Genomic DNA, 13,941 nt, shown 5'->3' with positions numbered 1-13,941 from the left:
AAATTGTTAGAGCTTGAAGGTAATTTATTTGAAGTTATGAAGGAAATTAGGGATGAGTTAGGGTCACCTAATGATTTAACAATTAGAGAAGTTGCTCTTGCTGGGAGTTTTACACGTTGTGCGGTTGTTTTTTTATGTGGATTAACAGATAAGGATAATGTTTATAAATATGTCGTTCGTACACTGCAATATGAAGAAGTTTCAAATGAAGCAGCAGTTGTACAAATTTTATTGGATCGTTTTATTTCTATTGCAGAAGTGGGTGTGAAGACGACATTCCCAGATATTATGAATGCAATCTTAGCCGGAGATACAGTGATAATAATCGATAATATTCAAACTGCTATAGTTGTTAATAGTAGAGCCTGGGAGAAAAGAAGTTTAGAGCCTCCAGTGACGGAAGATTTAATACGTGGGCCGAGAGTTGGATTAAATGAAGACATTAATGTGAATAAAATGTTAATTCGGCGTGGTTTACGTGATCCGAAGTTACGGTTTCAATCTTATATTATGGGAGAGCGATCGCAGAAAGAGGTAACCCTAGTATATATAGAGGATATTATTAATCCTTACATTGTAAAAGAGTTGGATCGGCGTCTTCAGTCAATAGTGACAGATGTTGTTTTTGAGACGGGTACGATTGAGCAATTAATTCAAGATAATAATTTGTCACCGTTTCCGCAGTTTTTGAATACGGAAAGACCAGATAGTATAGTGGCCTCATTAGCGAAGGGAAAGGCAGCTATTTTGGTGGATGGATCACCGTTTGCTCTTATTGCACCACTAGTGTTTGTTGATATCTTTCAGTCTGTCGAAGATCATTATGAGCGTTGGGTGATTGGAACTTTATTGAGATTTTTGCGGATGATGTCCGGTATAATGGCAATTTTGCTGCCAGCTATGTATGTAGCACTTGTCTCGTATCACCAAGGACTTATTCCATCTAAATTGGCTTATTCAATTGCTGGTGCAAGAGAGGGTGTTCCGTTTCCTGCATATATTGAAACATTAATGATGGCATTAACGATGGAGTTAATACGAGAAGCTGGAATTAGATTGCCAAAACCGATGGGACAAACAATTGGGATTGTAGGCGGTCTTGTAATTGGGGAAGCAGCGGTGAATGCAGGAATTGTAAACCCATTTTTAGTTATTATTATTGCAGTAACTGCAATTGCTACATTTTCACTTCCGGTGTATAGCATCACGATTACGTTTCGAATTTTACTTTTCGTCTTTGTATTAGCAGCAACTGCTTTTGGATTGTACGGAATCATTTTAGCTCTTATTTCACTTGCGATTCATATTACGAATTTAAAGAGTGTTGGTATCCCTTATACAACGCCTATTGCTCCAGCATTTTATAAAGATTGGAAAGAAGAGCTTATTCGTCTGCCAAAATCAATGTTGAAAGAGAGACCGGAATATTTACAAACAAAAGATTCTACAATACGTCCAAAGGAGCGGAAATAATTGAAACCATTTGAGTATGGCGATGAAGAGATTGGATCTCGGGAAATTGGATTTGCGGTATCGTCAACAATTATTGGTATAGGGGCATTATCTATGCCAAGAGATATCGCTAACCAAACTTTATTTTCGGACGGTTGGATTATTTTGCTTTTGGGTGGATTGGTATGTGCAATTTTAGGTTGGTTTGTAACGAGGGTAGCTATTTTATTCCCAAAACAAAACTTTGTTCAATATACAAGTGCGCATTTGACAAAGCCCGTTGCATACACAATTAGTAGCATTTTAGTATTAACGTTTGCTGCTTTAACAGCATATGAATCGCGGATGATTTCAGTCATTTCCCAAACGTATTTATTTAGTGATACACCAATACAACTACTGTCTTTCTTCTTCTTATTAGTTGTTATTTATGGAATAGCAGGATCAAGAGCGGCCTTGTTAAGGTTAAATGTTATATTCTTACCTATTGTTTTAATTGCGATAGTGCTTCTTTCTTTATTGAATATAAACTTAATGGAAATAAATAATTTACTACCAGCTTTGCAAACGAATATTAGTCAATATGCAGTTGGTGTTAAAAATTCTATCTTTACGTTTATTGGATTTGAGGTAGCTTTATTTTATGCGGTGTTACTGAATGATAAGACAGCGAAAAAAGCGCCAATGGCAGTTGCAAAAGCGGTGATAGTAAACGTGTTGTCATACATTTTAATTTATATGACTTGTATTAGTGTTTTTACATATATGACAACCCGTGGATTGACATATCCAACAATTGAACTAGGGAAAGAAATTGAAATTGGAGGAGGATTTTTAGAAAGATTTGATGCGATTTTTTTTACTACTTGGATTATTACTATTTATAACACTACTGCAATGTATTATGACGTCGCATCTTTATTATTTTGTGCTATGTTTCCAAAAGTGAAGAAACATATTTTCATTTTTGTAAGTGCCCCGATTATCTTTATGGTGAATATGATACCTAATAGTTTGAATGCTTTGTCAAGTTATGGGACTTATTTAGCTTGGATAGATATGGGTTTTGTCGTGTTAGCGCCTTTGTTGGTTTTTATTGTATATAAAATAAAAAGAAGGAATGGTAGAAATGAAACACCTTCTTAAAATTATAATGCTTATGGTTTTAGTGGGATCTATAAGTGGATGCTCTGAGCTAGAAGAAATAGAAGAAAGAGGATTTGTAGTAGGTGCAGCATATGATATTGTGAAGAAAAAACAATCGAATCCAATTATGAAAGGGACGTATCAGATGGTACTTCCCAGTAAGTTAGCGCAACAAGGTGGACAAGGTGGTGGGGATAGCGAAAATTATATTAATGTGAGTGCGAAGGCAGATAGTGTCTTTGAGCAAATACGAATTATCGCCAAAAAAATTAGTCGCTCACTATTCTTTCCGCATATACAGGTAATAATTTTTTCTAAAGATTTACTAGCCAATCCATATGTTTTACAAAATACGTTAGATGTATATATTCGCGATCATGAGATGAGAAGAAATATTCGTTTGTTCGTTTCTAAGAAAAATGCAGAAGCTATTTTAAAACAAAGTGCCAAGCCTGAAAATTTACCGGCGCAGTATATTGATATGTTAGCTGAACATCCTCCGAAAAATGCCCAAATGATTGAGGCTGCAAGAATTGGTGAAGTTCAGGAAAAGATGATTTCCAATCAAAGTTTCGTATTACCCATTCTCGAACTAACAAAACAAGGGGTACAAATGAACGGTGCAGCGTTGTTTCGCGGAAAGGATAATAAGTGTGTAGGCAGTTTGAGTGGGGAAGAGACATTAGGAATGAACTATGTAATAGGTAAAAAAATTGGAGGTTTTTTTACTATACGTAAAAAGAGTCAACTTATTACATATGAAATTCATAAGATGCGCCGAAAGATTAAAGTGTCTACAGAGAATGTTACTAAACCGAAATTCGATATTCACTTATATTTGGAAGGGACATTGGCTGAGTTGCATTTTAGTGATCATAAACAAATTATGAATGAAAAGCGATTAAAGAAAAACATCGCGGAGGAAATGGAGAAGCGTATCCAAAAATCGATTAAGCTCGTGCAGAAAAAATATAAAGTAGATGTATTAGCATTAGGAGAAGTATATAAGCGGCATAATTATAAAGAGTGGAAAAAAATAAGTAAGAATTGGGATCAAGGCCAGAATTATTTTAGTAATACTGAAATTACTGTTCATGTTCATCCGACGATTGAGCATTCAGGTTCAGCTTTACCGAAAAGAGTGAAATAAGGTGATGTAAGTTGTTTACTGGATTAGGAATTAGTTGCACGATATTAATGGCGGTTCTTCCGGGGGCTATATATTTCATTCATAAAAAAATTTCAACATATGGAGCGCAGCCATGGAAAGAAAAAAAGAAACCTGAATAATTTTCAGGTTTCTTTCGCGCAAAGCAAATGTGAAGGGGGATACCTTCTATGTATGCTTTGCTTTATACAAGCCCTAACCAATGTACCAGTTGTGTAGAGAGGAATGTAACAACAATGGCGATAACGGTAGGGATTGCAAACGATAAGAATGTCCATTTTGCACTTTTTGTTTCTTTATATATGTTAACCAGTGTTGTTCCACACGGGAAATGAAGAAGTGAGAACAACATTGTGTTTAACGCTGTTAACCAAGTCCAACCATTTTCTAGGAATAGATTTTTAATTTGATTAAAATCATCTATTTCAGTTAAAGCCCCAGTTGATAAGTAAGACATTAATAAAATTGGGATTACAATTTCATTAGCTGGTAGTCCAAGAATGAATGCAGCTAGAATAAACCCGTCAAGTCCTAACATTTTAGCGAATGGATCTAGGAAGTTTACAAAATACATAAGTAAGCTTGTGTCACCGATAAAAATGTTAGCAAGTAACCAAGTTAATGCAGCCGCAGGGGCAGCTACAACTATAGCTCGTTTTAAAACATAGATTGATTTATCGAGTGTTGCGCGAACGATTGTATTCCAAACTTTTGGCTTGCGGTATGGTGGTAACTCAAGTGTGTAGTGAGTCGGAACGCCTTTTAAAGCTGTTTTTGATAGTACCCAAGAAACGGTTAATGTCATAATAACACCAATTACAACCATTCCAACTACAACACCAGCAGTAACCAATGTTTGCATACTGCCTGTATAACCAGCGGCCATAAATAGTGAAGCCATTAAAATTAACATAGGCCAGCGACCGTTACAAGGGACGAAGTTGTTCGTTAAGATTGCTAACATACGTTCACGTGGTGATTCAATGATACGTGTTGACATAATGGCTGCTGCATTACAACCAAATCCCATTGCCATTGTTAAAGATTGTTTACCATGTGCACCAGATCGTTTGAATAAGCGGTCCATATTAAACGCGACACGTGGTAAGTATCCGTAATTTTCTAATAGTGCGAACATAGGGAAAAAGATTGCCATAGGTGGTAACATAACGCTAATAACAGCACCGATACCACGGAATAAACCAAGTATTAAAATGCCATGTAACCATTCAGGTGCATGCGCTGCTTGGAACCAAGATGTTAAATATCCTTCGGCCCATCCGAAGAATTCGGCAATCATATCAGATGGTACGTTAGCGCCTGCAATTGTAAGATAAAAAATAATAGATAAAATACCGAGCATAATTGGGAATCCCCAGATTGGAGATGTGAAAACTTTATCTAGTTTTTCGGAACGATATAATTTATCGGTATTTGTATATTGAACAGATTCTTTACATATGCTTGCAGATGTTCGATAAATATCTCCGACAATATCATCTCGTATATCTTCTTTTGAGAGTGCTTGTGCATGTTGAATAATATAGTCTAATGGAAGAGCTTTACTGGCTGAGTGAGATTCCATTAATTACGACCTCCCTTACAAGTGGTTCATTATGGTGTTTTTGAAGTGTAGTTAAGAAATTTTTATCTCCATCTAATATACGTAACGCAATCCAACGTGCTGGATACGTATCACCGAACACTTTATAAATTTGTGGTTCTAATTCCTGAATCATATTTTCGATTTTTTGGCTGTAAGTAATTTTAATTGGTGTTGGAATTAGTTTTTTATTTGCTACTTTCGCAATGACATTTAGCAAATGACCAATGCCTACTCGGTTACGTGCTGAAATTTTAACTACAGGTACACCAAGTGATTTTGCTAATTTCTTTTCATCAATAACAATACCTTTTTTCTCGGCTTCATCAATTAAGTTAATGCAAATGACTACATTGTTTGTCATTTCCATCACTTGGAGTGCTAAATTTAAATTTCTTTCCATAGCAGTTGCGTCTATGACAACTACAGTTACTTCTGGTTTTTCAAATATAATATAATCCCTCGCCACTTCTTCGTCCGCGGAATTTGAATATAGTGAGTAAGTTCCAGGTAAATCTATTAATGTATAAATACTTCCGTTATGTTCATATTCTCCTTCAGCTTTTAAAACAGTTTTTCCCGTCCAATTTCCAGTATGTTGTTTTAAACCTGTCAAAGTATTAAATAATGTACTTTTCCCGGTATTTGGGTTGCCAGCTAAAGCAATACGATGTTTGCTCATCTGAAATCATCTCCTATTAATACCCCGAAAATAAGGGAACTTTCTTCTTTTCGCAGTGCAATAGTTGTGTTGCTCACTTGATAAGCGACCGGATCTCCAAGTGGACTGCGTTGCAATACTTTAATCGTTGCTCCGGGGATAAATCCCAAATCTAATAAACGTCGTTTCATAGTTCCTTCTAATTGTATCTTCTCAATTTGTACAAACTCCCCTGTTTTAAATTCGGAAAGTGGTTTTATATTAGCCGATACCATAAAAGTTACCTCATCTCTATATTGTTAGTTTAAGTTTAAAAAGTTTCCTAAGGTAAACTTTTTGTTAGTAATATATTAGAACACATTGGATGATGCTGTCAATTAGTACTTTAAAAATATTCATTTATTTTTAGAATTGTTCCAATTTATTTAGTTGTACTAAAAAATATTACTGAAATTCTTTTAATGTAAAGAAAGTAAGGGATGTAAAAGTTAAGAAATATGGTGTAATTGTAAATGTATTTTTAATTAAAAGAGGAAAAGGGAGAAAAATATTTACAATGGATTTACATTGTTAAGAATAAATTTACATTACAGCTTAATTAGTGTGGCATTTGTTGGCTTCTTTAACTATAAAACTTGGTATTCCTAGCTTTTAAGGATTATTATCGTCATTTACTTAAAATTAAAAATTGCTTAACACTCACATAATATTGTTGTCCTACAATGAATTTGTGTTCGAAATAAAATGAATTCGAAAAGTGATAATCCAAATGGGGGTACAAGACATGATTATGAAAAAAGGTATTAAATTTTCTTTAGCAGCTTTAGTGGTAGCAGGAGCATTAGTTGGGTGTGGAAAAGCAGAAGATACAACTAGTAAAGAAACTGCTAAAGGAAGCGATAATACAAAACAAGAATTATCAGGTACGATTGCAGCGGCTGGTTCTACAGCTCTTCTACCTCTTGCGGAGGAAGCTGGAAAGAAATTCATGGAGAAAAATTCAAAAGTTTCTATTCAAGTTCAAGGTGGCGGTAGTGGAACTGGGATTAACCAAGTAGCATCTGGTGCAGTACAAATTGGTAATTCAGATGTTCCGTCCGGAGATAAAATAAAAGATGCTGAAAAGGCGAAAGAATTAGTAGATAACAAGGTAGCGGGTATTGCATTCGCTCTTGTCGTAAATAAAGATGTAAAAGTTGATAACTTAACAGTACAACAAGTACAAGATATCTTCACTGGAAAAGTAACAAACTGGAAAGAAGTAGGCGGAAAAGATGAAAAAATCAACGTAATCAATCGTCCGGCTTCATCTGGTACACGTGCTACATTCGAAAAAACGGTTATGAAAGACGCGAAAATTAATGATGGAACTGGTACAACACAAGATTCTAACGGTGCAGTAGAGCAAGCTATCAATTCTACTCCAGGTTCAGTAAGTTATTTAGCGATGTCTTACATGGTTGGCGATAAAAAAGGTGCACTACAAACGGTGAAAATTGATGGTGCTGAACCGAAAGTTGAAAATATTTCGTCTGGTAAATATCCATTCTGGTCTTACGAGTATATGGTGACAAAAGGTGAAGCGAAAGAAGCAACAAAAGCTTACATCGATTATGTAAAAGGTAAAGACTTTGAAAAGCAAGTAGAAGATATGGGTTACATTCCAATGTCTAAATTAAATAAGTAATCAAATCTATGGGGCTGGCTGCAAGGCCAGTCCTGTTCATTTCAATCTGTGAAGTGGGGTCTGTCCTGTGATGAAGGGGAAAAAACAAATTAATTACGTAAAAAGTGAATATATAGGAAGATCACTTGTTACGTTTTGTGGTATTTTTATTGTTTTAATTACATTAGCTATTATTGCATTTATTTGTGGTAAAGGAATTCAATCTTTTACACAAAGTGGTATCTCGTTTACTGAGATGTTAACATCGACAAAATGGAATCCAAATGCTGATCAAGGATCCTTTGGGGCTTTAATTTTTATTGTGGGTTCAACAGTGGTTTCGTTAGGTGCGGTTATTATTAGTGCACCAATTGCTATAGCTCTGGCTATATTCATGAATTTAATTTCGCCGAAGTTTGGAAATAAAGTATTGAAGCCTGTTTTAGAATTATTAGTTGGTATTCCGTCAGTAGTATACGGATTATTAGGGGTTACCATTTTAGTTCCGCTATTACGTGATTCGTTTGGGGGAGTGGGCTTTAGTTTAATTGCGGGTATTGTTGTATTAAGTATTATGATTTTACCTACTATTGCTAGTATCGCTTCTGATGCAATACGCTCTGTTCCATTTGATTATTTAGAAGCTTCTTATGGTCTAGGATCAACGAAATGGCAAGCAATTAGCCGGGTGATTGTTCCTGCTGCGAAAAAAGGAATTTTAACAGGTGTTGTTTTAGGTTTAGCGCGTGCTTTTGGTGAAGCACTAGCCGTTCAAATGGTAATCGGGAATACGATTAAATTACCAGAAGGAATATATAGCCCGACAGCAACGTTAACTGGTATTTTGACAATGGACATGACAAATACATTGAACGGAACTGCTTGGAATAATGCGCTATGGACTTTAGCGATGATTTTACTTGTTATTTCATTCCTATTTATTTTAGTAATTCGAGCGATTGGGCAAAGAGGTGAGCGATAATAATGAATGCAAGAACGGTAAATAAAGTTTGGACGGGTATCTTTTATGCGGTTGCGGCTTTGGTCGTAGCTCTGCTAGTGTTCTTAGTGTTTGAAATTTTACAAAAAGGATGGGGATTTTGGGATCCTAATTTCTTGTTTGGCGAACCAAGTAACACCAGAGCTGGTGGTGGGATTGGTCCGCAGTTATTCAATTCCTTCTACATGCTTGTTATAACGCTTATTATATCTATTCCTCTTGGATTAGGTGCTGGAATATATTTAGCGGAGTATGCAAAACAAGGGCGCTTTTTGAATTTTGTTCGTTTATGCATTGAGACAATGGCGTCTTTACCTTCTATTGTTGTTGGTTTATTCGGTTTGTTAGTGTTCGTTACAATGACAGGCTGGGGATACACAGTAATGGGTGGTGCTCTTGCTTTAACTATTTTAAACTTACCAGGTTTAACACGTGTTTGTGAAAATGCTATTTCAGAGGTGCCTCATAATGTAAAAGAGGCAAGTCTTGGATTAGGTGCAACAAAGTGGCAAACGATTGCTCGTATTATTATCCCATCGTCATTACCGCAAATTATTACAGGTATTATTTTAGCGGCGGGTCGTATATTCGGGGAAGCGGCAGCATTAATTTACACAGCGGGTTTAACATCCCCGATTTTAAATTCAGCAGCGGACTTCTCGAGTCCTGCGCATCCTCTAAATCCGTTTAGACCAGCTGAAACGTTAGCGGTTCATATTTGGAAGTTAAATTCTGAAGGGTTTATTCCAGATGCGAAGTTGATTGCGACGAAATCTGCAGCTGTATTAATTATTATGGTATTACTATTCAATGTCATTTCACGCTTGATAGCATCTGTATTGCATAAACGCTTTACAGGAACGAAAAGAAAAAGTAAAACGACGAAGAAGATAAAAGCGGCATAAGTTACAAAGGAGAACTCTCTATTTATAAGTAGAGGGTTCTTTTTGCATTTTAATATAGAAGGAAAAGGTGTAGCGATTGTTGAATTTGTAATTCGTTATATAGATAAAGAGGTGAAAATGAGGGAGTGGATTTAATTTGTTTTTTCTGCAAATGTCAGGTTTTCCAGGGGCGGGAAAATCCACAGTTTCTAAGTATATAGCGAAGTTAACAGGTGCGATAATTGTAGATCATGACGTTTTGAAATTAGCATTGTTAAAATCACTAGAAGTGAAAGGTATTGAATCAACGATTGTTGGTGGACTTGCATATGATGCTGAATGGGCATTGATTGATTCTTATTTGGAACAAGGGCATAGTGTTATATTGGATAGTCCGTGTTTATATGAGGGAATGGTTGAAAAAGGTATTAAATTATCAAATAAACATGGTGTGAAATATAAATATATTGAGTGTTATCTTAATGATATGGAAGAGATTAATATGAGATTGCGAACACGTAAGCGTATGATCAGTCAAATTGAAAAAGTAGAGTCGGAAGTAGGTTTTAAAAAGTGGTTAAATGGTAGTAAGAGACCTTTAAATAGTGAATACCTTATTGTGGATTCTAGTGAACCTCTAGAGCGGTATGCGGAAAACATGATAGAGTATATGAGTAGATAGAGAAAAGGCGTTATCTTCATTCGTGAAGATAACGCCTTTTGGTTTTAAATATCAGGTGTTTCTGTAGAAGTGTTTATTTTTCTACGGGAGCGCCTTTTTCTCCCGATTTTATCTAATAGTTCATACATAACTGGAACGACTACTAATGTAAGAACAGTTGAAACTGCTAAACCACCGATGACAACGACTGCCAAACTTTTTGATACCATACTTCCTGCTTGCGATTGACCGAATAAGAGTGGTAGCATAGCGACGATTGTTGTTATAGCCGTCATAATAATTGGACGTAGTCTAGTAGAACCTGCTTCAAGTAAGGCTTCTCTCGTTTCCAGTCCGTGTTCCCGATTTTGTTGGACTCTTTCTATTAATACAATAGCGTTTGTAACGACAATCCCGATTAACATTAATGCACCAATTAAGGAATTTACATCAACAGGTGTTCGTGAAATGATTAATCCTAAAATACCACCGACAGCAGCTAATGGCAGGGAGAATAAGATTGCAAAAGGAGCGCGTGCTTGCCCGAAGGTGATAACCATAATTAAATATACAATCCCGATTGCAATCCCCATAATTTTGAATAAATCTGTAAAATTCTCTTGCATAGATTCAGTAGCTCCTGCGATATTTACTTTTGCACCGCTAGGTAAATCTAAGTCATTTATCGCTTTATTTACTTCTGTGTTTACCTTACTTAAATCTTCATTTGAAGCTTCGGCGGTAATTTGAATTGTTTCTTTTCCGTCTTTATGGAAAATTTCTGTTTGTGTTTGTTTTTCTGAAATAGTTGCGATGTCTTTTAAAGGAATTGGTCCATTAATAGGTGATAGTATGTTTGTGTTTAAAATATCTTCTTGTTTATTAATGTTTTCCTTTTTGTGTTCTATCATAATAGTAGTTTTGTCATTATTAATTGTAATTTCACCAATAGGTGATTTTCTCATAAGGAATGCTACTTGTTGCGCAGCTATTTCTGGTGTTAAGCCTAGTTGTTCAGCCTTTGTTTGATCAATATGAATTTGCCATTCTTTCTTAGAGTCTTCTAAATTCGTTTTTACTTTAGAAAGATCATCCATGCTTTTTAGTTTTGTTTCGACGATAATAGCCGCCTCTTTTAAATTCGCTTCGTTAGTAGCTGTTACGTTAAATTGTAAATTGTTTCCGCCGCCAGAGCTGGAATAACTTGTTTTTATATAATCCAGTTCAGCAGGCTCAAAAGTTTTATTTTCTTTTTTTAACTCTTTAATATATTGATCGATATCAGAACCTTTTTTGAAGACTACAAATATACTGGCAAGGTTATTTTTTGTTGTTTGCCCCCATTGTGCATCTTCTGCGCTAGATCCCATTCGTAAAATAACGTCTGTTACATCTGAATTAGAAAGTAGTTTCTTTTCGAAATCAAATGCTTTTTGTTTTTGAACTTCAGCATTATAATCGGCTGGAAATGTCATGTTAATAGATAGCATTGTGTCGTCTTCCGATTTTATGTTTGCTTTCGGTAGTAATATATAGGCTGCGATTGATCCTACAAATAATAAAAAGGCAGTAAGTAGAATAATGAATTTATGAGAAAGAGCCCACTTTAACGTAGCGATATATCTTGGTGAAGAACTTGGTTTTCGATGCTTTGTTTTTTTGAGTAGTAAAAAAGCCATAAGTGGAACAACTGTTAGTGCAACGATTAAGGACGATAGAATAGAATATACAACTGCTAATACCATAGGTAACATTAATTTTCCGATTGCCCCTGATACGAGGCCGATAGGTAAAAAAACAGCGACCGTTGTTAAAGTAGAAGAAGTAATTGCGACGGCGACTTCTTTCGTTGCATCGAGAATGATATCTTTAGAGAAAGAATCTTTTTGTAAACGGCGGAAAATATTCTCGATGACAACGATACTATCATCGACGAGACGTCCAACCGCAACAGCTAAACCACCAAGGGTTAAAATGTTAAGTGTGATGTTAGATTGATGTAGTAAAAAGAGTGTTAAGAAAATAGATAATGGGATACTGACAACGGCGATGAGTGTTGTTCGGAAGTTACGTAAAAAGATTAAGATAATTAGAGTTGCAGCGATTGCTCCAAGGATTACTTCCTTTCCCATGCTAGTAACAGCATTTTCAACTTGTTCATGGGTTGAGGCTAAAAGTTTAATAGAAAATTGCTCTTTATATTGCTTATTTATCTCTTTAACTTTTTTATCAATCTCTTTTCCGATTGCAACTGCATTTTTACTTGGTTCTTTCATGATGATTAATCCTGTGCCTTCTTCTCCGTTTACATGTGAAATTGTATCGTAGTGTTGTTTGAGTTCAATTTGAGCAATGTCTTGTAATTTCACTTGAGGTGCTACAGTGATGTTCTTAATGTCATTTTCATTTTTTATGTCCCCAATGACGCGAAGGTTGTATTCTTCCTGATTAATAGTAATCGCTCCAGCTGGAGTAGAAGTTTCTTTTCCTTGTAAAACAGTTAATACTTGCTGTGATGTTACGTTTTTGTTTTTTAATAGATTCGGGTCAAGTACGATAGATAATTCAGAGGTTGATTTTCCGAAAAACATAACATTGGCAACACCATCAATACTTTCAAGTTGTGGTATGACTTCTTTTTCAATTTGTTTTTCATCAGCTTTTGAAAAACCGTTTTGTTTCTGGATAGTAATTTGAGCGAGTGGAATCATAGAAGTGTTTAATTGACTAACTATGGGCTTGGTTACATCTTTAGGTAATTTAATTGTATTGACGGCTTTTTCGACTTCGCGTGCTGCATCTTTCATATTTGCTTTGGACGTATACGCAATGTCGATGCGTGATAATCCTTCGTGCGTAGAAGAAGTGATGGTGTCGATATGTTCCAAATTACGAAATTGTTTTTCGAGAGGGTCAGTTACGTCCTTTGTCATCGTTTCAGCGTCAAGTCCTTGAGATAAGGTTGTGACGGTGATTGCTGGATTATCGATACTTGGCAAAAATTCCATAGGTAATTTAGAGCCGGAATAAACACCGAGTATGGAAATGAGAAAAACCATGATGATAATGGCGGAGCGGTTTTTTAATGAAAACTTTGTTAACCTATCCATAAAATAATTCCTCCATTGCTTTATTTATAGTTGAATACGTCCTTTTCTACTATATAACAAAAAATGGATATTTTTCATTAATTAAATGTAAAAAAATTCTAACAATATTCTTAAGCTGAACTTTTAGTTAGGGATTTTGTTATTTGTAGGAAGTGGAGTGATGATGTGGGTTGCTTTTTAATGGAGATTGCCTCGTTTTTCTGACAGTGTTATATCGAGGTTCTATTTTTTTATAGTGAAGTAAATCATTATGAACTTTAATATAGAAGAGAATGAAAATCTGGGAAGGTATTGTGAAATACAATTTGGTTGAATGGGGTGTATTAGTATACAATCAGAATAACTATTTTCAGTAGAACGGATAATAGTTATTTCTATAGAAGAAAGTAGGGCAGATAATTTTTTTGTTTTTTTATAAAAAACACTTGTTATTTGAAAATCGTGATGGTATATTAATAAACGTCGCTGATGCGGAAACGCAGAAAACGACAAAAAAGAAATTGAAAAACTTAGTTGACATCGAAAAATGAAGATGTTAATATGATGAAGTCGCTTCTGAAGCGGCGGACAAGTTCTTTGAAAACTGAACG

Annotated in this window: 12 protein-coding genes; 8 read left to right on the top strand and 4 right to left on the bottom strand. The window is 35.4% G+C overall.

From position 1 onward, the window contains the following. Positions 1-36 precede the first annotated feature (36 nt). From gerLA to COK05_RS31940, 4 genes are read left to right on the top strand one after another with little or no spacing between them, the layout of a single operon-like run. A complete protein-coding gene (gene gerLA, locus COK05_RS28560) occupies positions 37-1,473 on the top strand; it encodes a spore germination protein GerLA (RefSeq protein WP_098615234.1) in 1,437 nt (478 codons plus the stop codon). Continuing rightward, positions 1,474-2,598, top strand: a complete 1,125-nt coding sequence (gene gerLB / locus COK05_RS28555; protein ID WP_098615214.1) for a spore germination protein GerLB — start codon at positions 1,474-1,476, stop codon at positions 2,596-2,598. Next, positions 2,582-3,748, top strand: coding sequence for a Ger(x)C family spore germination protein (locus COK05_RS28550; RefSeq protein ID WP_141539290.1), 1,167 nt, complete (start codon positions 2,582-2,584; stop codon positions 3,746-3,748). The genes gerLB and COK05_RS28550 overlap by 17 nt, the downstream gene beginning before the upstream one ends. A gap of 11 nt (positions 3,749-3,759) precedes the next feature. Then, positions 3,760-3,888, top strand: coding sequence for a hypothetical protein (locus COK05_RS31940; protein ID WP_098615212.1), 129 nt, complete (start codon positions 3,760-3,762; stop codon positions 3,886-3,888). Between the two features lie 62 nt (positions 3,889-3,950). Here COK05_RS31940 and COK05_RS28540 read toward each other — a convergent pair whose 3' ends face one another. Genes COK05_RS28540 through COK05_RS28530 form a run of 3 tightly spaced genes read right to left on the bottom strand, consistent with a single transcriptional unit; the run spans position 3,951 to position 6,305 of the window. Beyond that, positions 3,951-5,351, bottom strand: coding sequence for a nucleoside recognition domain-containing protein (locus COK05_RS28540; RefSeq protein ID WP_098615211.1), 1,401 nt, complete (start codon positions 5,349-5,351; stop codon positions 3,951-3,953). Then, positions 5,329-6,051: a FeoB small GTPase domain-containing protein gene (locus COK05_RS28535; RefSeq protein ID WP_098615210.1), complete on the bottom strand. Its 723-nt coding sequence runs from the start codon at positions 6,049-6,051 to the stop codon at positions 5,329-5,331. The genes COK05_RS28540 and COK05_RS28535 overlap by 23 nt, the downstream gene beginning before the upstream one ends. Next, on the bottom strand, positions 6,048-6,305 hold the full coding sequence (locus COK05_RS28530; RefSeq protein ID WP_000252984.1) for a FeoA family protein: 258 nt from the start codon (positions 6,303-6,305) through the stop codon (positions 6,048-6,050). The genes COK05_RS28535 and COK05_RS28530 overlap by 4 nt, the downstream gene beginning before the upstream one ends. 509 nt (positions 6,306-6,814) lie before the next feature. Here COK05_RS28530 and COK05_RS28525 point away from each other — a divergent pair. The 4 genes from COK05_RS28525 (at position 6,815) to COK05_RS28510 (ending at position 10,262) form a co-directional block, all read left to right on the top strand. Beyond that, positions 6,815-7,717 carry a phosphate ABC transporter substrate-binding protein PstS family protein gene (locus tag COK05_RS28525; RefSeq protein WP_141539289.1) on the top strand — a complete coding sequence of 301 codons (903 nt, stop codon included), beginning with the start codon at positions 6,815-6,817 and terminating at the stop codon, positions 7,715-7,717. Between the two features lie 70 nt (positions 7,718-7,787). Further along, positions 7,788-8,678 (top strand): phosphate ABC transporter permease subunit PstC, encoded by an 891-nt coding sequence (pstC, locus tag COK05_RS28520; protein ID WP_000676676.1) that lies wholly within the window; start codon positions 7,788-7,790, stop codon positions 8,676-8,678. Positions 8,679-8,680: 2 nt separating this feature from the next. After that, on the top strand, positions 8,681-9,601 hold the full coding sequence (gene pstA / locus COK05_RS28515) for a phosphate ABC transporter permease PstA (protein ID WP_098615208.1): 921 nt from the start codon (positions 8,681-8,683) through the stop codon (positions 9,599-9,601). A gap of 136 nt (positions 9,602-9,737) precedes the next feature. Further along, positions 9,738-10,262, top strand: coding sequence for an AAA family ATPase (locus tag COK05_RS28510; RefSeq protein ID WP_098615207.1), 525 nt, complete (start codon positions 9,738-9,740; stop codon positions 10,260-10,262). A 44-nt stretch (positions 10,263-10,306) separates the two neighbouring features. On the opposite strand, the gene COK05_RS28505 is transcribed toward COK05_RS28510, so the two are convergent. Then, a complete protein-coding gene (locus COK05_RS28505; protein WP_098615206.1) occupies positions 10,307-13,351 on the bottom strand; it encodes an efflux RND transporter permease subunit in 3,045 nt (1,014 codons plus the stop codon). Between the last annotated feature and the right edge of the window lie 590 nt (positions 13,352-13,941).

The sequence above is a fragment of the Bacillus cereus genome (genome assembly GCF_002567495.1).
Classification (GTDB): Bacteria; Bacillota; Bacilli; order Bacillales; family Bacillaceae_G; genus Bacillus_A; species Bacillus_A cereus_AQ.
Note: the sequence above shows the minus strand (reverse complement) of the source record. Positions and strands in the feature narration are given on the sequence as shown.

Coding starts and splice junctions, on each gene's coding strand:
- gerLA (WP_098615234.1), top strand. CDS start 37: ATGAAGGAAATTAGGGATGAGTTAGGGTCACCTAATGATTTAACAATT.
- pstC (WP_000676676.1), top strand. CDS start 7,788: ATGAAGGGGAAAAAACAAATTAATTACGTAAAAAGTGAATATATAGGA.
- COK05_RS28535 (WP_098615210.1), bottom strand. CDS start 6,051: ATGAGCAAACATCGTATTGCTTTAGCTGGCAACCCAAATACCGGGAAA.
- COK05_RS28530 (WP_000252984.1), bottom strand. CDS start 6,305: ATGGTATCGGCTAATATAAAACCACTTTCCGAATTTAAAACAGGGGAG.
- pstA (WP_098615208.1), top strand. CDS start 8,681: ATGAATGCAAGAACGGTAAATAAAGTTTGGACGGGTATCTTTTATGCG.
- COK05_RS28525 (WP_141539289.1), top strand. CDS start 6,815: ATGATTATGAAAAAAGGTATTAAATTTTCTTTAGCAGCTTTAGTGGTA.
- COK05_RS28550 (WP_141539290.1), top strand. CDS start 2,582: ATGAAACACCTTCTTAAAATTATAATGCTTATGGTTTTAGTGGGATCT.
- COK05_RS28540 (WP_098615211.1), bottom strand. CDS start 5,351: ATGGAATCTCACTCAGCCAGTAAAGCTCTTCCATTAGACTATATTATT.
- COK05_RS28505 (WP_098615206.1), bottom strand. CDS start 13,351: ATGGATAGGTTAACAAAGTTTTCATTAAAAAACCGCTCCGCCATTATC.